The 19,937-nt window shown below is 70.4% G+C and carries 18 protein-coding genes; 6 read left to right on the top strand and 12 right to left on the bottom strand.

Features of this window, described 5'->3' with window-relative positions; translation table 11 throughout:
* Positions 1-235: 235 nt before the first annotated feature.
* Positions 236-544 carry a co-chaperone GroES gene (gene groES / locus IH48_RS0115035; RefSeq protein WP_030903722.1) on the top strand — a complete coding sequence of 103 codons (309 nt, stop codon included), beginning with the start codon at positions 236-238 and terminating at the stop codon, positions 542-544.
* Positions 545-641: 97 nt separating this feature from the next.
* Positions 642-2,264 (top strand): chaperonin GroEL, encoded by a 1,623-nt coding sequence (gene groL / locus IH48_RS0115030; RefSeq protein ID WP_030903721.1) that lies wholly within the window; start codon positions 642-644, stop codon positions 2,262-2,264.
* Between the two features lie 89 nt (positions 2,265-2,353).
* On the opposite strand, the gene IH48_RS0115025 is transcribed toward groL, so the two are convergent.
* From IH48_RS0115025 to IH48_RS0114980, 10 genes are all read right to left on the bottom strand, one after another.
* A complete protein-coding gene (locus IH48_RS0115025; protein WP_030903720.1) occupies positions 2,354-3,382 on the bottom strand; it encodes a hydroxyacid dehydrogenase in 1,029 nt (342 codons plus the stop codon).
* Between the two features lie 35 nt (positions 3,383-3,417).
* Positions 3,418-4,350, bottom strand: a complete 933-nt coding sequence (locus IH48_RS0115020; protein ID WP_030903719.1) for a carbohydrate ABC transporter permease — start codon at positions 4,348-4,350, stop codon at positions 3,418-3,420.
* On the bottom strand, positions 4,347-5,216 hold the full coding sequence (locus tag IH48_RS0115015; protein WP_030903718.1) for a carbohydrate ABC transporter permease: 870 nt from the start codon (positions 5,214-5,216) through the stop codon (positions 4,347-4,349). Before IH48_RS0115015 ends, IH48_RS0115020 begins: the two co-directional genes overlap by 4 nt.
* 143 nt (positions 5,217-5,359) lie before the next feature.
* On the bottom strand, positions 5,360-6,694 hold the full coding sequence (locus IH48_RS0115010; RefSeq protein WP_030903717.1) for an ABC transporter substrate-binding protein: 1,335 nt from the start codon (positions 6,692-6,694) through the stop codon (positions 5,360-5,362).
* A gap of 131 nt (positions 6,695-6,825) precedes the next feature.
* Entirely contained in the window at positions 6,826-7,956 is a 1,131-nt protein-coding gene (locus tag IH48_RS0115005; RefSeq protein WP_030903715.1) for a substrate-binding domain-containing protein, read from the bottom strand.
* Positions 7,957-8,051: 95 nt separating this feature from the next.
* Positions 8,052-8,840 (bottom strand): SDR family NAD(P)-dependent oxidoreductase, encoded by a 789-nt coding sequence (locus IH48_RS0115000; protein WP_030903714.1) that lies wholly within the window; start codon positions 8,838-8,840, stop codon positions 8,052-8,054.
* 80 nt (positions 8,841-8,920) lie between these two features.
* Positions 8,921-10,432, bottom strand: coding sequence for an L-arabinose isomerase (araA, locus tag IH48_RS0114995; protein ID WP_030903713.1), 1,512 nt, complete (start codon positions 10,430-10,432; stop codon positions 8,921-8,923).
* Complete coding sequence (locus tag IH48_RS0114990) at positions 10,429-11,151, bottom strand: L-ribulose-5-phosphate 4-epimerase (protein WP_037841943.1); 723 nt, start codon at positions 11,149-11,151, stop codon at positions 10,429-10,431. Before IH48_RS0114990 ends, araA begins: the two co-directional genes overlap by 4 nt.
* Before the next feature lie 56 nt (positions 11,152-11,207).
* Entirely contained in the window at positions 11,208-12,893 is a 1,686-nt protein-coding gene (gene araB / locus IH48_RS0114985; protein ID WP_037841940.1) for a ribulokinase, read from the bottom strand.
* A gap of 74 nt (positions 12,894-12,967) precedes the next feature.
* The gene (locus IH48_RS0114980; protein WP_234434274.1) at positions 12,968-13,984 is read right to left on the bottom strand and encodes a LacI family DNA-binding transcriptional regulator; all 1,017 of its coding nucleotides are present in this window, start codon (positions 13,982-13,984) and stop codon (positions 12,968-12,970) included.
* A gap of 680 nt (positions 13,985-14,664) precedes the next feature.
* Between IH48_RS0114980 and IH48_RS0114975 the strand changes: the two genes are divergently transcribed.
* The 3 genes from IH48_RS0114975 to IH48_RS0114965 are packed head-to-tail and all read left to right on the top strand — an operon-like array spanning position 14,665 to position 17,616.
* Positions 14,665-15,684, top strand: a complete 1,020-nt coding sequence (locus tag IH48_RS0114975) for a sugar ABC transporter substrate-binding protein (RefSeq protein WP_078849736.1) — start codon at positions 14,665-14,667, stop codon at positions 15,682-15,684.
* Between the two features lie 19 nt (positions 15,685-15,703).
* A complete protein-coding gene (locus IH48_RS0114970) occupies positions 15,704-16,795 on the top strand; it encodes an ABC transporter permease (protein ID WP_078849735.1) in 1,092 nt (363 codons plus the stop codon).
* A gap of 2 nt (positions 16,796-16,797) precedes the next feature.
* Positions 16,798-17,616: an ATP-binding cassette domain-containing protein gene (locus IH48_RS0114965; RefSeq protein ID WP_051839792.1), complete on the top strand. Its 819-nt coding sequence runs from the start codon at positions 16,798-16,800 to the stop codon at positions 17,614-17,616.
* A gap of 121 nt (positions 17,617-17,737) precedes the next feature.
* On the opposite strand, the gene IH48_RS0114960 is transcribed toward IH48_RS0114965, so the two are convergent.
* Positions 17,738-18,421, bottom strand: coding sequence for an MOSC domain-containing protein (locus IH48_RS0114960; RefSeq protein ID WP_030903705.1), 684 nt, complete (start codon positions 18,419-18,421; stop codon positions 17,738-17,740).
* Positions 18,422-18,514: 93 nt separating this feature from the next.
* Here IH48_RS0114960 and IH48_RS0114955 point away from each other — a divergent pair, with 93 nt between their 5' ends.
* Positions 18,515-19,411, top strand: a complete 897-nt coding sequence (locus IH48_RS0114955; RefSeq protein WP_030903704.1) for a LysR family transcriptional regulator — start codon at positions 18,515-18,517, stop codon at positions 19,409-19,411.
* 142 nt (positions 19,412-19,553) lie between these two features.
* On the opposite strand, the gene IH48_RS0114950 is transcribed toward IH48_RS0114955, so the two are convergent.
* The gene (locus IH48_RS0114950) at positions 19,554-19,898 is read right to left on the bottom strand and encodes a WhiB family transcriptional regulator (RefSeq protein ID WP_030903703.1); all 345 of its coding nucleotides are present in this window, start codon (positions 19,896-19,898) and stop codon (positions 19,554-19,556) included.
* Positions 19,899-19,937 lie beyond the last annotated feature (39 nt).

Here is a 19,937-nt window from a genome sequence, read left to right as displayed (position 1 = left end):
CGCGGACGTACCGTGGGGACGGCGAGCCCGCGAGGGGGACGGAAACGCGGCGCGTCCACGCCGATTGGCACTCCGCTTGACCGAGTGCTAATCGCAGTCATAGTCTCTGGTCTGGCACTCAGCAAGTGAGAGTGCCAATGCGCGACGGGCAGGTCCGGCACCCGCGACGACGGTCCGGCTGGTCGCCACCTCAGACAGTCAACCCCGTGAGATCTCCGAAGGGGGAGGTCGGATCGTGACGACCGCCAGCACCAAGGTTGCCATCAAGCCGCTTGAGGACCGCATCGTGGTCCAGCCGCTCGACGCCGAGCAGACCACGGCCTCTGGCCTGGTTATTCCGGACACCGCCAAGGAGAAGCCCCAGGAGGGCGCCGTCCTCGCCGTCGGTCCGGGCCGCTTCGAGAACGGCGAGCGCCTGCCGCTCGACGTCTCCGTCGGCGATGTCGTTCTGTACAGCAAGTACGGCGGCACCGAGGTGAAGTACAGCGGCGAGGATTACCTCGTCCTCTCGGCTCGCGACGTGCTCGCGATCATCGAGAAGTAACTCACCCAGTATTGCTTTTCCGACCTGCGCCCCTGGCCTCCCCGCGTACGCCGGGCGGACGGGGGCGCAGGTCGTCTGAGAGGACACGGAAGCTCCCATGGCGAAGATCCTGAAGTTCGACGAGGACGCCCGTCGCGCCCTCGAGCGCGGCGTCAACAAGCTTGCCGACACGGTCAAGGTGACGATCGGCCCCAAGGGCCGCAACGTCGTCATCGACAAGAAGTTCGGCGCCCCCACCATCACCAACGACGGCGTCACCATCGCGCGTGAGGTCGAGGTCGAGGACCCGTACGAGAACCTCGGCGCGCAGCTCGTGAAGGAGGTGGCGACCAAGACCAACGACATCGCGGGTGACGGCACCACCACCGCCACGGTGCTCGCCCAGGCGCTGGTCCGCGAGGGCCTGCGCAACGTGGCCGCGGGCGCGTCCCCGGCCGCCCTCAAGCGCGGCATCGACGCTGCCGTCGCCGCGATCTCCAAGGACCTCCTGGAGACCGCGCGCCCGATCGACGACAAGTCCGACATCGCCGCCGTGGCCGCGCTCTCCGCGCAGGACCAGCAGGTCGGCGAGCTCATCGCCGAGGCGATGGACAAGGTCGGCAAGGACGGTGTCATCACCGTCGAGGAGTCCAACACCTTCGGCCTCGAGCTGGACTTCACCGAGGGCATGGCCTTCGACAAGGGTTACCTGTCCCCGTACATGGTGACCGACCAGGAGCGTATGGAGGCCGTCCTCGAGGACCCGTACATCCTGATCAACCAGGGCAAGATCTCCTCGATCCAGGACCTGCTCCCGCTGCTGGAGAAGGTCATCCAGGCGGGTGGCTCCAAGCCGCTGCTGATCATCGCCGAGGACGTCGAGGGCGAGGCCCTGTCGACGCTGGTCGTCAACAAGATCCGCGGCACGTTCAACGCCGTCGCGGTCAAGGCGCCCGGCTTCGGCGACCGCCGCAAGGCCATGCTCGGCGACATCGCGACCCTCACGGGCGCGACCGTCATCGCCGAGGAGGTCGGCCTCAAGCTCGACCAGGCCGGTCTCGACGTGCTGGGCTCCGCCCGCCGCGTCACCGTCACCAAGGACGACACGACCATCGTCGACGGCGGCGGCAACTCCGCCGACGTGACGGGCCGCGTCAACCAGATCAAGGCCGAGATCGAGACCACGGACTCCGACTGGGACCGCGAGAAGCTCCAGGAGCGCCTCGCGAAGCTGGCCGGCGGCGTGTGCGTGATCCGGGTCGGCGCCGCCACCGAGGTGGAGCTCAAGGAGAAGAAGCACCGCCTTGAGGACGCCATCTCCGCGACGCGTGCCGCGGTCGAGGAGGGCATCGTCTCCGGCGGTGGCTCCGCGCTCGTCCACGCGGGCAAGGTACTCTCCGGCAGCCTCGGCAAGGAGGGCGACGAGGCCACGGGCGTCGCCGTCGTCCGCCGCGCCGTCGTCGAGCCGCTGCGCTGGATCGCGGAGAACGCGGGCCTTGAGGGCTACGTCATCACCTCGAAGGTGGCGGAGCTCGACAAGGGCAGCGGCTTCAACGCCGCGACCGGCGAGTACGTCGACCTCGTCAAGGCCGGCGTCATCGACCCGGTCAAGGTGACGCGCTCCGCGCTGGAGAACGCCGCGTCGATCGCCTCCCTGCTGCTGACGACCGAGACCCTGGTCGTCGAGAAGCCGGCGGAGGAAGAGGAGCCGGCGGCCGCGGGCCACGGCCACGCGCACTGACGCGGCTGCCGTAACGCCGAACCGCTGTACGGGCGAGGCCCGGCACTCCGCGAGGGGTGCCGGGCCTCGCCCGTTGCCGATGGGCCGCGTCACGCCGAGCGGTGCAGTGACGCAGGATGCACGGGCTCCGCGAACGGCTCGCCCTTCGTGAAGCGTTCGATCTCGTCCAGCGCGTGGTCCGCCATCCGGTGCAGCTCGTTGCCGAGCGAACCGGCCACGTGCGGCGTCAGCAGGACGTTGTCCAGGTCGTACAGCGGCGAGTGGGGCGCGGGCAGTTCGGGCTCCGTGACGTCGAGCACGGCGTTCAGGCGCCCCGAGACGAGCTCGGGCAGCAGCGCGTCCTCGTCGATCAGCGATCCGCGCGACGTGTTGACCAGCGTCGCCCCGTCCCGCATCGCGGCCAGCTGGGCCGCCCCGATCATGTGGCGCGTCGCGGGCACCTGCGGGGCATGGACGGAGACGACCGAGCTGCGCGCACACAGCTCGTCGAGCGGTGCGCGCGCCACGCCGAGCGCCGCGGCGCCCGCCGCGTCGACGTACGGGTCGTACAGCAGGACGCGCAGGTCGAACGGGCGCAGCAGCTCGATCACGCGGCGCCCGACCCGGGACGCGCCGACGATCCCCACCGTGCGGCGGTAGTTGCCCGCGTCCGCCAGCTCGCCGTGCCAGTCGTGGCCGGCGCGCAATGCGCGATAGCGCCGGGCGGAGGCGAGTACGCCCTTGCCGGCGAACAGGATCGCGGCGAGCGTGTACTCCGCGACCGGCAGCGCGTTGGCGCCGGCGGCCGAGCTGACCGCGATGCCGCGCTCCCAGCACGCGTCGGTGACGATCTGCTTGACGGTGCCCGCCGCGTGGACGACCGCGCGCAGCCGGGGCGCCGCGCGCAGCACGGGCGCGGTGAGCCGCGGCGCGCCCCAGCAGGTGAGCAGCACCTCGGCCTCGGCGAGCGCCGCCTCGACGGCCGGGTCGCGGCCCGTCAGATCGCCGGCGACCAGGCCGGGATCGACGCGCACGAGCCCGGTGAGCCGGTCCCGGTGGGCGTCGGTGAGCAGCCGGTCCGCGGTCCCTGGGCCCATCGCGAGCAGCGCGGCGGGGCGATTGTCAGTGGCGTGGTGCATGGTGGAACTCGTACTCCTCGTGCGGGTCGCGGAGGTCACTTGACGCCGCCTGCCGTCAGGCCGGCCTTCCAGTGCCGCTGGAGGGTCACGAAGGCGACGATCAGGGGGAGGACGGCGAGGAGCGAGCCCGAGACGACCATCGGGTAGAAGTCGGGGGAGGCGTTGGCGACACTGTGCCAGTTGTAGAGGCCGAGGCTCAGCGGGTACAGGTTCTTGTCCGAGAGCATCACGAGCGGGAGGAAGAAGTTGTTCCAGATCGCGGTGAACTGGAAGAGGAAGACGGTCACGAAGCCGGGCATGACCATGCGGAGCCCGATCGACCAGAAGACGCGCATCTCGCCCGCCCCGTCGATACGCGCGGCCTCCAGCGCCTCGTTCGGTATGTAGCCGGCGCTGAAGATGCGGGAGAGGTACACGCCGAACGGATTGACGAGCACGGGGATCAGCACCGACCAGTAGGTGTTGACGGTGTGTGTCGAGACCGCGAGCAGGTACAGCGGCAGGGACAGCGCCGTGGACGGCAGCAGCACGCCGAGCAGGACGACGGCGAACAGCTTTTCCTTGCCCCGGAAGTCGTACTTGTCGAAGGCGTAGCCCGCCGCGACGCTCACCAGCGAGCAGCCGAGAGCGCCCAGTCCCGCGTAGAGGAGCGAATTGCCGTACCAGCGGAAGTAGATGCCGCCCTGGTAGGTCGCGAGGGTCGACAGGTTGTGCCCGAAGTCGAAGCCCGCGAAGGAGAAGACGTTGCCGCCGAGGATGTTGCCCGCGTCCTTGGTGGCCGCCGTGACGAGCCAGACGAGGGGGAAGAGCGTGTAGGCGGCGGCGATGGCGAGCAGGCCGTTGACCGCGGTACGCGAGAGCCAGCGGCTGCCGGGCCTGCGGCCCGCGGTGACGGGCGCGCGGCCGTCGTGCCGGCCCGCGGCGGGGCCCGGCCCCTCGGCCGGGTCGGCGATGAGCGGAGTGGTCATGACCGCGCTCCCTTCCTGTTGGCGAGCTTGGTGACGGCGAAGGACAGCACGGCGGCGACGAGTGCGATGAGGACGGACGCGGCGGCGGCCCGCCCGTAGTCGCCCAGCTGGAACGCCTCGGCGTAGGCGTAGAGGTTGGGGGTCCAGGTGCTGGTGATGGCCGAGCCCGAGCCGGAGAGCAGCAGCGGCTCGGTGAACAGCTGGAGCGAGCCGATGACCGTGAAGAGCAGCACGAGGAAGACGGAGGAGCGGATGAGGGGGAGCTTGATGCTCCAGGCCTGTCGCCAGTTGCCCGCGCCGTCCACGGCCGCGGCCTCCAGGAGGGAGCGGTCGACGGCCTGGAGCGACGCGTAGAAGATGACGACGTTGTAGCCGAGCCACTCCCACAGCGCGATGTTCACCACGGAGGGGAGCGCGCCGTTGGAGGAGAAGAAGTCGAGGCCGATGCCGCCCGAGCGCATCGCGTCCACGACGGGGCTGAGTCCTGGCGTGTAGAGGTAGACCCAGATCAGTGCCGCGATCAGGCCGGGGATGGCGTGCGGGAGGAACAGCGCGAGCTGGAAGAAGCGCCGGGCGCGTGCGAGCGCGGTGTCCAGCAGCAACGCGATGACGAGCGCCCCGCCGACCATGATCGGGATGTAGCAGACCACGTAACCGGCGAGCACGCGGAAGCCGTCGCGGAACGCGGCGTCGCCCAAGGTGGCGACGTAGTTGCCGAGGCCGTCGAAGACGCTGTGCGGGCCGCTGAAGCCGAGCCCCGAAAGCTTCTGGGTGAACAGGCTCAGCCAGATCGCGTAGCCGACGGGGATCAGCATCGCGATCGTGAACAGGACGAAGAAGGGGGTGAGCAGGATCCCGGCCGCCATGCCGGTGCGGCCACCGCCACGACGGCGCCCGCCGGTGCGGCGCGCCCGGGTGCGCAGTGCCCCGGTGCCCGAGGTGGCGGCGTCCGGGGCCGACGGTGTCCGCGGCCGCGCGGTGCCGGCGCCTCCCGTGCTCGTTTCCGTGCTCATGAGGCGTCCTCCACTGTGAGACCGCTGCCGCGCAGGGCGGAGACGGTGGCGCGCTGGGTGGCCGCGATGGCGCGCGGCAGCGTGGTGCTGCCGCCGACGACCCCGTGCAGTTGGTCCTTGAGGGCGTTGTTGGCCGCGGCGGTCGGCCCCCACAGCCAGTGCGGGTCGATGGTGGCGCCGGCCTTCTCGTACAGGCTGTAGAGGTCCTGGCCGCCGTAGAAGCTGGTGTCGATGGCCTTGCGTGCGACGGGGACGAGCGACGGGTCGGCCGGCAGGGCGGTCGACGTGCTCGCGCTGACGCGTGCCCGCACGGAGTCCTTGGAGGTGGCCATCCAGAGGATGAACTTCATGGCCGCGGCGGTCTTCTTGCTGTTCTTGGAGATCGCGAAGGTGGAGCCCTGGCTCATGCCCACGGAGGGGTGTGCGGCGTCCCAGCTCGGCATGGGCATCGCGGCCCACTCGCCCTTCTCCTCGGGCACGATGCCGGCGAGCGTGCCCGCGCCCCAGGAGGCGCCGAGATAGCCGACGGTGGTGCCCGCCTTGAGCGACGCCGTCCACTCGGGGCTGTAGGAGGGCGCGGTGGAGACGAGGCGGTCGTCGATCATGTGCTGCCAGTACGCCGCGACCTTGCGCGTCGCGGGGTCCACGGTGTCGACGCGCCACGCCCCGTTCCTCGTGGTGAACCACCGTGCGCCGGCCTGCCAGGCCATCGTCTGGAAGAACGTCGGGTCGTCGGGGAAGAAGGTGGCGATCCGGGTGCCGGGCGCGGCCTTCTTCACCTGCTGCGCGGCCGTGCGGAACTCGGCCCAGGTTTTGGGCAGCGCGATGTGGTGGCGGGTGAAGAAGTCCTTGCGGTAGTAGAAGATCTGCGGCGACGCGTCGGAGGGCACCGCCCAGTTCTTGCCGCCCATCGTCGTCAGCTGGATGGTCTGCGGCAGGAACTGCTTCTTCACCGCGGGCGTCAGGTAGCCGCTGAGGTCCTTCAGCGACCCCTGGCTCACGAACTGCGCGAGCTCCGGGTACTCGATGGACAGCACGTCCGGCGCGATCCCGGCCTTGATCGCATTGGCGATCTTCGGGTAACCGCCGAGGCCGCCCGAGGGGATCTCCTCGAACTTGACCTTGATGGTGTCGTGCGTGGCGTTGAACTCGTCCGCCACCTCCTGCGACCCCTTGGTCCAGGCCCAGAAGGTGACGGTGACGGGGTGCGCCGCGGTCCCTTCCGCGGGCTGCACCGGGGCGCCGCCGCACCCCGCGAGCACGGTGAGGGAGAGAAGGACGGCGGCGGCTCCCACGGCTGTTCGTAGGGGCCGGGACCAGGTGCGGCTCACGGCGCTGCTCCTCTGCTTCGGGGACAGGCGGTCGCGGCGATACTTCGAGCCGTCGTGAGCGAAGTCAAGAGCGAAAGATTGATTGATCGAAAAATGATCGAAAGGTGGATGTGACGATCAGAGGGCAGCGATCAGGCCGGGTGTACCGGCGCGGGGGCGCGACCCGCACGCGCGGCCGCCGCGGCGCCGCACGACTGGCGCACCCGCAGCGCGGGCAGCAGCTCCAGGTGGCGGCGCGGCGCGTCCCGCTCGTCCTCGTCAGCGGTGAGCCGTTCGATCAGGAGTTCGGCCGCGCTGCGCCCCACGGCGCGCTTCGGCGGCGCGACCGCCGTCAGCGGGGTGTCGGCCAGCGCCGCGACCTCGTCGTCGTACGTGACGAGCGCCAGGTCGCCGGGGACGTGGCAGCCCAGCTCCGCGAGGCGCCGCACCATGCGCGTGGCGTCCTCGTCGTTGTGCATGAGCGCGGCCGTGGCCCGTCCCTCGCGCACCAGCCGGTGCAGGGTCAGCGCGGCCTCCTCGAAGCGGCCGGGGTCCCGCACGGCGGGCGTCGAGTCCAGCACGGGCGCGACGGCCCCGAGCCCCAGCGCGTCCAGCGCCTGCGCGTACCCGGAGCGCACGGCCTGGCCCGTCGGGCTGTCGGAGCGGGCGACGAGCACGGGCGTGCCGTGCCCGAGCCGTACGAGGTGGCGCACGGCGATGAGCACGCCGTGCGCGTGGTCGGAGCTGACCCGGTCGAGGCCGTCGAGCGGGCCGCCGGGCTCTCCCGTTCGCTCCACGAGCACGGTGTCCACGGGCAGCCGCGCGATCCACTCCGCGTACCGTGCGGGATGCTCGGGCCCGGTCCAGCTCGGGGCGACGAGCAGGCCCTGCGCGCCGGCCGCGAGCAGCCCGGCCGCGTGCGAGGCGTCGTCCTCGGGGCGGTAGTCGGACACGCGCAGGATCAGCCGGGCGCCGAGCCGTGCCGCCGCCTCGTGCGCCCCGCGGATGATGTCCTGGAAGTAGTAGCCGGCGGCGGGCGCGAGCATGCCGATCACCGGGCTGCCGCCGCCGGGAGCTGTGCCCGCGGGTCCGCGCCGCTCGGGCCACGAGACGGAGCCGTGCGCCCGGTCGAGCAGCCCGCGCGCGGCCAGTGCCTCGGCGTCGCGGCGCGCGGTGACGGGCGAGACCCCCAGGTGCGTGGCGAGGTCGGCGACCCGGACGGTGCCGCGTTCACGCACCAGGTTCAGCAGCCGGTCGTGGCGTTCCGCGGCCCCTTCGCGCACGACAGCCCCGTCCTTTCGCGTATCGCGATCGAACCGCGGCACGATTCGATCATTCGATCACTGTAGTCGAGGCCGGGGCGCCCCGGTACGTGAGGTCAGACGCCGTCCGGGTGGACAGGACCGTACTTGCGGCCGGCCTTCGACGTGATGCCGCCGAGCAGGCCGCGCGGTGCCAGCTTCGCCGCGCCCATCAGGGCCTTGTAGCGGGGGTCGGGGATCGAGATGGTCTTGCCGCGCGCCAGGTCGGCGAGGGCGGCGGTGACGACCTTGTCCGCGTCGAGCCACATCCAGCCGGGGATGTTGTCGGTGCCCATGCCCGCGCGTTCGTGGAACTCCGTGCGTACGAAGCCCGGGCACAGCGCCATCAGCCGCAGCCCGTACTGCCCCACGTCGCGCGCCACGCCCTGGGTGAACTGGACGACCCACGCCTTGGACGCGCCGTACGTCCCCCGGGGGACGAAGGCGGCGGTGGACGCGACGTTGACGACGCCGCCGCGCCCGCGCGTGCGCATGCCCGCGACGGCCGCCGTGGTCAGCCGGAGCACCGCCTCGCAGTGCACCTTCAGCATGACGAGTTCGTCCTCGACCGGGACGTCGAGGAACGCGCCCTTCTGCCCGAAGCCCGCGTTGTTGACGAGCAGGTCGACCGGTTGCCTCCGGTCGGAGAGGCGCTTCTCGACGGCCTCGATGCCGTGGTCGGACGCGAGGTCGGCCTGGAGCACCTCGGCCTCGACGCGGTGGCGGTCGTGCAGCTCGGTGGCGTGCTCGCGCAGTCGCTCGACATCGCGCGCCACCAGGACCAGGTTGTGCCCCTCGGTCGCCAGCCGCCGGGCGAACGCGGCACCGATTCCGGAGGTCGCGCCCGTAATCAAAGCAGTCGTCATACGCGGCACCGTAGTGCCTGCGTGCGGCATCCCCGGCAGAGGTGTCCGCCGTTGCGCGGCGCCGGAACGGTGCCACGTGGTCACAACCGGCCGGTGAGACGGTAGTACGCCTGGTTCCAGCGGATCTCCTTGGTGAACTGCCGTACTTCGGTGGCCTCGTCGATGAGGAGGAGTTCCGTGCGGAGCATGTCGGCGAGGTCGGCGAGTTCCTCGGCGCCGACCGCCGTCGACAGCACGGTGTGGTGCGGGCCGCCGGCGGTCAGCCATGCCTCGGCCGACGTGCGCAGGTCGGGTTCCGGCCGCCAGACGGCACGTGCCACCGGAAGCGCGGGCAGCGGCTCGGCCGGCGCCACCACCTCGATCTGGTTGGCCACCAGCCGGAAGCGGTCGCCGACGTCGGCGAGACCGACCACGACCGCCGGGCCCGGCCGGGTGTCGAAGACCAGGCGGACGGGGTCCTCACGGCCACCGATGGACAAGGGGTGGATCTCGCAGCTCGGCCGGCGGGCCGCGATGGTCGGACAGATTTCGAGCATATGGGCGCCGAGAATCACCTCCTGGCCAGGGACCAGGTGATAGGTGTAGTCCTCCATGAACGAGCTGCCGCCCGGCCGGCCGGTGCCCATCCTCTTCACCGCGTGGAGCAGGGCGGAGGTCTTCCAGTCGCCTTCGGCGCCGAATCCGTAACCGTCCGCCATCAGCCGCTGAACGGCGATGCCGGGCAGCTGCCGCAGCCCTCCCAGATCCTCGAAGTTGGTCGTGAACGCGCGAAAGCCGCCCGTGCCGAGGAAGGCGCGCAGCCCGAGCTCGACGCGGGCCGCGTAGCGCAGGGCGTCATGGCGCGCGCCGCCGACGGCCAGATCCCGGCCGGTCCGGTAGAGGCGGGTGTACTCGGCGGCCAGCTCGCTCGCGGCCGTCTCCTCGATCGCGTCGACGGCTTCCACGAGGTCGTTGACCGCGTAGGTGTTGACCGACACGCCGAACCGCAGCTGCGCCTCCACCTTGTCGCCCTCGGTGACGGCGACATCCCGCATATTGTCGCCGAAGCGGGCCACGCGCAGGGTGCGCAGGGCGTCGTGGCCGAGCGCGGCCCGCATCCAGGCGTGGATGCCGTGGATCACCGCCGGATCGGACACGTGTCCCGCGACGGTCTTGCGTGCCACGCCGATCCTCGACTGGATGTAGCCGAACTCCCGGTCGCCGTGTGCGGCCTGGTTCAGGTTCATGAAGTCCATGTCGATGGTGGACCACGGCAGTTCGCGGTGCGCCTGGGTGTGCAGGTGCAGAAGCGGTTTGCGCAGGAGGTCGAGCCCGGCGATCCACATCTTCGCGGGAGAGAATGTGTGCATCCACGTGATCAGGCCGACGCACCCCGGCGCGGAGTTGGCCGCGAGCATCACCTCCGTGATCGCCGATGCGTCGGTGACCACCGGTTTCCACACCACGCGAGCAGGGCTGTGGGCTGCCTTCGCCAGTTCTCCGCAGATCTCCCTCGACTGCTCGGCGACTTGGCGGAGTGTCTCCTCCCCGTACAGGCCCTGGCTGCCCGTGAGGAACCAGACCTCGCGTTCGGCGGTCGTCGGTGTTGTCATGGCCGGGCCCCTCGGTCAGTGGCGGGTACCGGCCGTGCGGGCTGGCCGTAGACGTTCTGGTAGCGCGCATGCAGCCGGTCGACGTCGCCGGGGTCTATGGGTATCGGCTCGCCGAGCTGACGGGAGATGTGCACGCTGCGGGCCACGTCCTCGCACATCACCGCGGCCTTGACGGCGGCGCGCGCGTCCCCGCCGATGGTGAACACGCCGTGGTTCTGCATCAGTACGGCGGGAGAGCGGTGCTCTCCCAGGGTGCCGACGATGCCCCTTCCGATGGAGTCGTCGCCGATCAGGGCGAACGGGCCGACCGGGATCTCGTCGCCGAACTCGTCGGCCATGGCGGTGAGCACGCACGGCACCGGCTCGCCGCGTGCCGCCCATGCGCACGCGTAGGTGGAATGGGTGTGCACCACCCCGCCGACGTCCGGCATGTGCCGGTAGACGTAGGCATGGGCGGCGGTGTCGGAGGAGGGGGACAACTCGCCCTCGACCACCTGGCCGTCCAGATCGCACACGATCATCGAGTCGGGCGAGAGCCGGTCGTAGCGCACGCCGCTCGGCTTGATCACGAACAGGTCGTGGCCGGGTACCCGCCCCGACACGTTCCCGGCAGTCCACACCACCAGGTCGTAGCGTACGAGTTCCTGATGCAGGTCACTGACCTGCTGCCGCAGCGACGACACCGCAGCGGCGAGTTCCGAGTACGGAGAACCGCTCATGACAGGACTGACCTCAGAGGGGAGAAGGAGTAGGAATGTTAGCGCTCACATCGTGCTCACGCGATCTGGTCGGCGGTGCCGACGGTGCCGGCGGCCTGGCCGCGCAGGTCGCGGAGGCGGTGCATGACATCGCTGCTGCCACGGCCGAAGTGGTCGTGCAGTGCCAGGTATTGGGTGTACATGCGGTCATAGGCGGTGGCCCGGCCGGGGTCCGGGGTGTGGACGCGCATGTCGCGGCGGCCCATCGCCCGCGAGGCAGTGCGGATGTCCGGGTAGGAACCGGCGGCGACGGCGGCGTGGATGGCCGAGCCGAGAGCGGGTCCCTGCTCGGACCTGAGCAGGTGGATCGGGCGGCCCAGCACATCGCTGTAGGTCTGCATGAGGAAGTCGTTCCTCAACAGGCCGCCGGCCGCGGTGAAGTCGGTCACCGGCACACCGGCCCGCTCGAAAGCCTCGACGATGGTGCGTGCCCCGAATGCGGTGGCCTCGATCAGCGAGCGGTAGATGTCCTCGGGACGGGTGTCGAGCGTCAGCCCCACGAGGAGTCCCGACAGGTGGTGGTCGACCAGGACCGAGCGGTTGCCGCTGTGCCAGTCCAGTGCCAGCAGGCCGTGGCCGCCGACCGGTTGAGCGGCGGCCTTCTCGGTCAGCAGGTCGTGCACGGACATCCCGCGGCGTCCCGCCTCGTCCGCGTATTCCTGGGGCGCGGCGGTGCGTACGGCCCAGGCGAGGATGTCGCCCACCCCGCTCTGCCCGGCCTCGTAGCCCCACAGCCCGGGCACCACCCCGTCCCGTACCACCCCGCACATGCCCGGGACCTCGGCCAGCACGTCCGAGTTCATCACGTGACAGGTGGAAGTCCCCATGATGGCAAGCATGTTGCCGGGTTCGAGGGACTGTGCGGCCGCGGACGTGACGTGCGCGTCGACGTTGCCGGCCGCCACCACGGTGCCGGGGCGCAGCCCGGTCCACTCGGCGGCCTTCGGTGTCAGCGCGCCGGCCGGAGAGCCGAGCGGGGTGAGGGGGTGTTCGAGTTTGGCGGTGAAGCCGGCGAATTGCGGATGCAGGGATGCCAGGAAGCCGGCGTCAGGGTACCGGCCGTCCTGGTGGATGCCTTTGTAGCCGGCGGTGCAGGGGTTGCGGCTCTCGGCGCCGGTGAGCTGCCAGACGATCCAGTCGGCGGCCTCGATCCAGCGGTCGGCGGCGGCGTAGGCGTCCGGGTCCTCGTGCAGCACCTGAAGCGCCTTGGCGTACTGCCACTCGCTGGAGATTCTCCCGCCGTAGCGCCCCAGCCACGCCTGGCCGCTCTCCCGGGCACGCTCGACTATCAGGTCGGCCTCGGGCTGTGCCGCGTGGTGCCGCCACAGCTTCGGGTAGGCGTGGGGGCGGTCGGCGAAGCCCGGCAGTTCACACAGGGGTGTGCCGTCCCGGGTCGTGGGCAGCACGGTGCAGGCAGTGAAGTCGGTGGCGATGCCGATGACCTGATCAGGCCGCACCCCAGCGGCTCGCAGCGCATCGGGCACGGCGTGACGCAGCACGTCCCTCCAGTCCTGCGGCATCTGGAGGGCCCAGTCGGGCGGGAGTTCCCGGCCGCCGGGCAGGGCGCGGTCCATCACGGCATGCGTGTACGTGTGGACCGCGCTGCCGAGTTCGGCGCCGTCCGCGACGTCGACGACCACGGCCCGTCCTGACAGGGTGCCGAAGTCGACCCCGACGGTCGCGGCGGTCGGATCGGTGCTCATCGTTGCCTCTCGGTCATGTGGAAGGGGCGGCGGCCGTCCCACGCGGGGCCCGGTCCGTGGGGGCCGGGGCGGAGTCAGGCCGTGTTGCTGCTGCCACGGACGATCAAGCGCGGCTCGATGACGATGTGCTCGTCGTCGGCGCCGTTCCCGCGGGACTCGATCCGGCTGAGCAGCAGCCTGATGCTGGCCTGGCCGACAGCGCCGAAATCCTGGCGGACACTGGTCAGCGGCGGGGCGAAGTACTCGGCCTCGGGAATGTCGTCGAACCCGGCGACCGCCACCTGCCCCGGTACCGAGACGCCCGCTTCACGCAGGGCACGCAGCACCCCGAGCGCCATCTGGTCGTTCGCCACGAACACGGCGGAGACGCCCGGAATCCCGGCCCGGGTGTCCGCGCCGGCGACCCGGCCCGCCAGCTCCTGCCCGGCACGGTAGCCCGACAGGGGAGTCCAATCGCCCTGCAGCGGTGGCGGCACGACCGCGCCGGCCTCTTCGAGTGCCGAGCGCCAGCCGCTGATCCTGGCCTCGGCCTCCAGCCAGTTGCTGGGGCCGGCGACATGCCACACGGTGGGATGTCCGGCGGCGAGCAGGTGCCGGGTCACCAGCCTGGCGCCCAGCTCCTGGTCCACCGAGACGCCCGGGATGGGGAGTGTGTGGCCGCCCTCGACGGTCACCACCGGGAAGGGCAGCCTGAATTCCGTCAGTGCGTTGACAGCCTCCCGGTACGGAACGATCACCACGATGCCTTCCACCCCCCAGTCGCTGAGGTGTTCGACGGCGCCCTTGAGCGCGGACGCGGAGTAGCGGCGCAAGGTCACCGTGGACACCAGATAGCCCTGCTCCCGCGCCGCCTCCTCCAGGCCGGCCAGTGTGCTGGAGGGGCCGAACAGCGTCGGATTGCACGCCACCACTCCCAGGGTGTGGGTGCGCCGGGTCACCAGTGCACGCGCCGAGGAGTTCCGCCGGTATCCCAGCTCCTCGATCGCTCGTTGCACGTCCGCGCGCGTCGAGTCGCGAACGTTCGGGTGGTCACTCAGTACCCGTGACACCGTCTGGTGCGAGACTCCCGCCACCTGGGCGACGTCCGCCATGGTGGGAGCGCGGCGCGGCGGGGTGCTCCCGTCGGTCTGCGGCACGGTTCTCCCTTCGCTTGACGTGCTCATAGTTAGCGCTCACAGTGACGGGCGTCAAGCGGGTGCGGACGGCCGTCCAGCCGTGGCGGGGCGGCGACTTCAGAAAGTACGGCCCCGGCCCTTGAGGTCGCGCATCTCATGTGCCAGCCTCATTTTCGGCTCTCCGGCAGTCGCCCGAATGCGCTGCGCGGGCCATACCTGGGGTGCTCGCAGTGAAATGTGAGCGCTCACTTTCCTTTGCAATGCCATCCTCGGGAGGTCTTCGTGGGGCCGCGCACACTCTGAACGGTGTCGCGGCGTGACGGTTTCCGCCGATACGAGTCGTGGTCGGACCACGTGGGCCTGGCGCTGATCGATGATCGACGAGGTGACACTGATTGTTAGCGCTATCAATGCTGCGGCGGGCAAGGGGCCGGCTGCGACCCACCTCGGTACAACTCCATTGTGGCCAGGCGGTGTTGACTCAGGCATCACCCGAGGTTGTGCGCTGTCGCGCCCGGCGCACACCGGGGCGGACGACCGGCCGCCCGGGCTCGCGATCTTCTTTCCATCGCTGCCGTTCGATGGCATCGGCTCATCTGTGAACGAAGGGATCAGCAGTGCATCAAGAACCGGAGTCCCTGCCTTCTCGCCGTCTCATGCTCCGAGGCGCAGGCCTGGCGGGCGCCGCGGCCGGCATGGTCGCGCTGGCGGGTTGCAGCAGCGACACGAAGAGCGGCGGCGGCAACCAGGCGGGCAGCTTCCCGACCACTCCGAAGTGGAAGTTCGTCTTCGTCAATCACGTGACGACGAACCCGTTCTTCCAGGCCACGCAGTACGGCATCCAAGACGCTTGTGACCTGCTGAACGTCACCTACCAGTGGACCGGTTCCGAGACCTCGAACGTCTCCGAGATGGTCAGTGCGATGAACACGGCCATCACTTCCGGTGCCGACGGCATCGCGGTGTCCCTCGTTGACAAGAAGGCCTTCAACGCGCCGACGACCCAGGCGCTCGCCAAGAAGATCCCGGTGGTGTCGTACAACGCCGACGTCCCGTCCAACGCGCGGCTCGCCTACGTGGGTCAGGACCTCTTCGCCGCAGGCCAGGCGATGGGCAAGCGCATCGCGTCGGCCTTCCCCGACGGTGGCAGCATCGCCGTCTTCATCGCCACCCCCGGCTCACTGAACATCCAGCCGCGCGCCGACGGTGCTGTCGCCGCACTCAAGGCGGCGGGCAAGAACTTCACCGTCAAGCAGGTGGCCACGGGCGCGGACGTGAATCCCGAACAGGCCGCCATCGACGCTTTCACCCAGGGCAACAAGGGTTTCAAGGGCCTGTTCGCGGTGGATGCCGGCAGCACCCAGGGCATCGCGAACGTCATGCGCAAATACAACCTCAAGGACAAGGGGTACCACGGCGGCGGCTTCGATCTGCTGACCCCCACGGAGCAGGCGATCTCCGACGGCATCCTCGACTTCACCATCGACCAGTCCGCCTACATGCAGGGGTTCCTCTCGGTCCTCTACCTCTACCTCTACAAGCTCTCCGGCACGCTGGTGAGCCCGGCCACCACCGACACCGGCCTCAAGTTCGTCACGAAGGACCTGGTCGCGCCCTACTTGAAGGAGAAGAACCGGTTCGAGGGCAGCTCGCCGAAGCAGCTGTACATCCACTGAAGCCGGGAGCGATCCTCACATGACCCAGCATCACGACCCCTCCGTGGGCGAGACGGACGCAGATCCTGCGGAACGGGCCCCGTCAGTGCCTTCGCCCCGGCAATCAGCCCCGGTCGGCGGCCTGGACAGCGTACGAAGGCTGCCCGGCCTCGCTGCCCTGCCGGGATCACTGCTCAGACTGCGCGAACTCAGCGTGGTCGCTGTGGTGATCGCGCTCATCCTCTACTTCGGCTTCGCGAACTCGGCGTTCTACTCCTCGTCGAACCTCGGCAACATCGCCAACTTCGGCGCCGCCGCGGCGATCCTGGCCGCCGGCGAGGTCTTCCTGCTGATCTGCGGGGAGATAGACCTGTCGACAGGGATGACTTTCGCGCTCATCCCCTTCGTGATGACGGCGGTCAACGACGCCGGCGTGCCGATGCTGCTCGCAGTGATCGTGGGCCTGTTGGTGGCCGCCGCGGTCGGGCTGTTCAACGGACTGGTCAACCAGCTCCTGCGGCTGCCCTCGTTCATCACCACGCTCGGCATGCTCTACCTGCTGCACGGCATCACCCTGAAGGTCTCGAACAACTTCCCCCGCCCCGCTCCCCAGCAAGGCCTGCTGATGCACATCCTGGGCGGCTACAAGTGGTCCGAACTCACCTGGGCCGTGCTCCTCGCCATCCTGATGCAGGTAGTGCTCACACAGACGAGATGGGGCGCGCACACGATCGCCACGGGGGCCAACAGCCTCGGTGCGGCGGAAGCGGGCATCAGGACCCGCTGGGTGAAGATACGGGCCTTCATGATCGCTTCGACCTTCGCCGGACTCGGCGGCATCCTGGACGGCGTCCACATCTCCCACTCCTTCGACCCCAACGCCGGCGGCAACAACCTGATGTTCGAGGCGATCGCGGCCTGCGTCATCGGAGGGACGGCACTCCTCGGCGGTGCGGGCACGGTCATCGGCGCCTTCTTCGGCGCCCTGCTCCTCGCCGTACTGCAGGACGGCTTCAACATCCAGGGCATCGACGCGACCACCTTCATCGTGATCGAGGGTGTCGCCATCCTCATCGCCATGGTGCTGAACACCCAACTGGCGCGCCTGCGCCGAGGAGTGAAGGCAGGCTGAGCATGACAGACGACAAGACCGCACTCCCGGCCCCCGCGGCCATCTCCGCCGAGCACATCGGCAAGCGCTACGGGCAGGTGGAGGCTCTGCGTGACGTCAACCTCAGTGTGGCGCGCGGCGAGGTGCTCGGCCTGATCGGAGACAACGGCGCCGGCAAGTCGACCCTGGTGAAGATACTCACCGGATTCACCCAGCCGACCTCGGGCCGGATCAGCGTCGACGGCAGCCCCGTGAACCTGCACTCGGTGAGCCAGGCCAGGGAGCTGGGCATCGAGACGGTGTTCCAGGACCTCGCGCTGATCAACACACTCCCGGTCTACCTCAACCTCCACCTGAACAAGGAGCTGCGCCGAGGCCCCTTCCTGCGCAAGTCCGCGATGCGCCGCGACGCCCGCCGCTACCTCAACGACATCGGGATCAACATCCCCTCCGTGAACGCGGAGGTGGCGAACCTCTCGGGTGGGCAGCGGCAGGCGATCGCGGTGGCCAGATCGGTCTATTCGCAGGCGAACATCCTGCTGCTCGACGAACCGCTGGCCGCGATGGGCGCGAAGGAGGGCGGCATCATCCTGGACCTGATCACCCTGCTGCGCGCCCGGGGAGACCTGTCGATCATCCTTATCGCGCACAACTACACGCAGGTGCTGGACGTCTGCGACCGGGTCTGCCTGCTGCAGCACGGCGAGATCACCTTCGACAAGCGGACGGCCGACACGTCGGCCGAGGAACTCCTCGACCTGGTCGCGAACGAGTACCGGCTCGGCGGGTCCAAGGGGCAGGGGAGAGGCAGTTACCTCTCCCGGGTCCGGGACGCTCGGTAGCGGCGGATCCCGCTTCGCTCAGGGGCACCGCGCCGGGACGGCGGGACCGGCTCGCCGCAGCTGCGCCGTGCCCCTGAACGCGCGGCACGGGCCCGCGGGGTCGTGGCCCGACGCGGCTCGGTCAGAGCGCCGCAGGGGCGGCGCCGTACTTCTCCACGTACGCGCGCGCCTCCCTGAGCTCCTCCCTGTGCAGCGCCTCGGACGCCGCCAGGACCTGGGGCAGCAGGTGGCGCTCCAGCGTGATCGCGCGGAAGGCGAGCTGCACCGTCACCTCGTGCTCCGGGCGGTGGATCACCTCGATGCCGTCGCCCGACCTGATCTCGCCCGGCTCGATCACCCGAAGGTACGCGCCCGTGGCGGCCCGCCGGGTGAAGCGCTTGACCCAGCCCTTCTCCTCGACCCAGCCCTGGAACGTGCGGCACGGGATGCGCCCGCTGGAGATCTCCAGCACGAGCTCCTCGCCCACGCGCCACCGCTCGCCGATCTTCGCCTGTGTGAGGTCGAGCCCGTACGTCGTCAGGTTCTCGCCGAACGCGCCGTTTGCCAGGGGGCGTCCGAGCTCCGCCTCCCACCGGTCGAGGTCCTCGCGCGCGTACGCGTACACCGCCTGGTCGCTGCCGCCGTGGTGGCGCGTGTCGCACACCGCGTCGCCGCCGAGCCCGCTGCCGCCCTCGCCCTTGGGGCCCGGGTCACGGACCTGGACGGGCCCGTCCACCGGCCGCTTGTCGATGCCCGTGACGCCGCCCGCCGCGTCCGTGTAGGCCACGGCCTTCGGCCGCCCCACGTTCACTGTCAGCACTCTCATGGCGGTCACGGTAGCGGCGGGGCTGTCAAAGCCGCCACCCGATTACGGGCGAGAGATAAAAGAGTGTCTTATGCCTCACGTACACTTGCCGGTGTGATCGAAGCACGCCACCTCCGCGTCCTGCGCGCCGTCGCCGCCACCGGGTCCTTCTCCGGCGCGGCGCGCGAGCTCGGCTGCACGCAGCCCGCCGTCAGCCAGCAGATGAAGTCCCTTGAGGCCTCCGCGGGCACGCGCCTCGTCGTGCGCACCGGGAGGGAGACGCGCCTCACGCAGGCCGGTGAAGTCCTGGTGCGGCATGCGACGGGCATCCTCGCGGGCCTCACCGCGGCCGAGGAGGAGATCGCCGCGATCGTCGGGCTGCGCGCGGGCCGCGTGCGTCTCGTGTCGTTCCCGAGCGGCAGTTCCACGCTCGTGCCCGCCGCGCTCGCCGCGCTGCGCGCCGCCCATCCGGGCACGCGCGTCTCGCTCGTCGAGGCCGAACCGCCGCGCTCGGTCTCCATGCTGCGCGACGGGGACTGCGACATCGCCCTGGCGTTCCGCTACGAGGGCGGCGAGGGCGAGTGGCAGGACCTGACCGTGCGGCCGCTGCTCGTGGACCGGCTCGTCGGCCTCGTGCCCGAGGGGCACCCTCTGGCCGACGCGGGCAAGGTGGCCATGGCGGACCTCGCCGACGAATCCTGGATCGCCGGCTGCCCGCGCTGCCGTACGCAGCTGGTCGGCGCGTGCGAGGCCGCCGGCTTCACGCCCCGCATCGACTTCGCGACGGACGACTACCCGGCGGTGATCGGCCTGGTGGCGGCGGGGCTCGGGGTGGCCACGCTGCCGGATCTCGCCCTCACCTCCGTGCGTACGGAGGGGGTCAGGAAGCTGACGGTCGAGCCGTCGGTTTCGCGCGAGGTGGTCGCGCTCACGCTGCCCGACCTGGCGCGCGTGCCCGCCGTCGCCGCCACGCTCGACGAGCTGGCGACGGCCGCGGAGACCGCTGCCTGACCGCCGCCCGATCGCCGCTCCGACCGCTGCTCCCACGGGCGCGGGCACACGAGTGCCCCCGTCGCCGCGGGGCTGCCGTCCGACCGCGGTGAGGGTGATCGTTATGCAGGAACGTTTCTTCGTTCGGTCGCCTCGCGGAGGGTCAGTCCTCCGCCTGCCCGGCCGTGCCGTGGCCGCCGGGGGACGGCGCTGACGCGGACACGAGGCGCGTGCGCGCCCTGCCCATCAGCTCCTCGCGCTCGTCCTCCGTCAGGCCGCCCCACACGCCGTACGGCTCCCGTACCGCCAGCGCGTGTGCCGCGCACTCCGCGCGGACCGGGCACCTCATGCACACCTCTTTCGCCGAGTTCTCGCGCGCGCTCCGTGCCGCACCCCTCTCTCCCTCCGGGTGGAAGAACAGCGAGCTGTCCACACCCCGGCAGGCCGCGAGGAGCTGCCAATCCCACAGATCTGCGTTGGGTCCTGGAAGGCGGGAGAAATCTGCCATTGCTCATGTCCCCTTGAATCCTGGACGGCACCGGATGGT

The sequence above is a fragment of the Streptomyces sp. NRRL F-5126 genome, from assembly GCF_000721265.1.
Lineage (GTDB): Bacteria > Actinomycetota > Actinomycetes > Streptomycetales > Streptomycetaceae > Streptomyces.
This window is presented reverse-complemented; position numbering and strand designations above follow the sequence as displayed.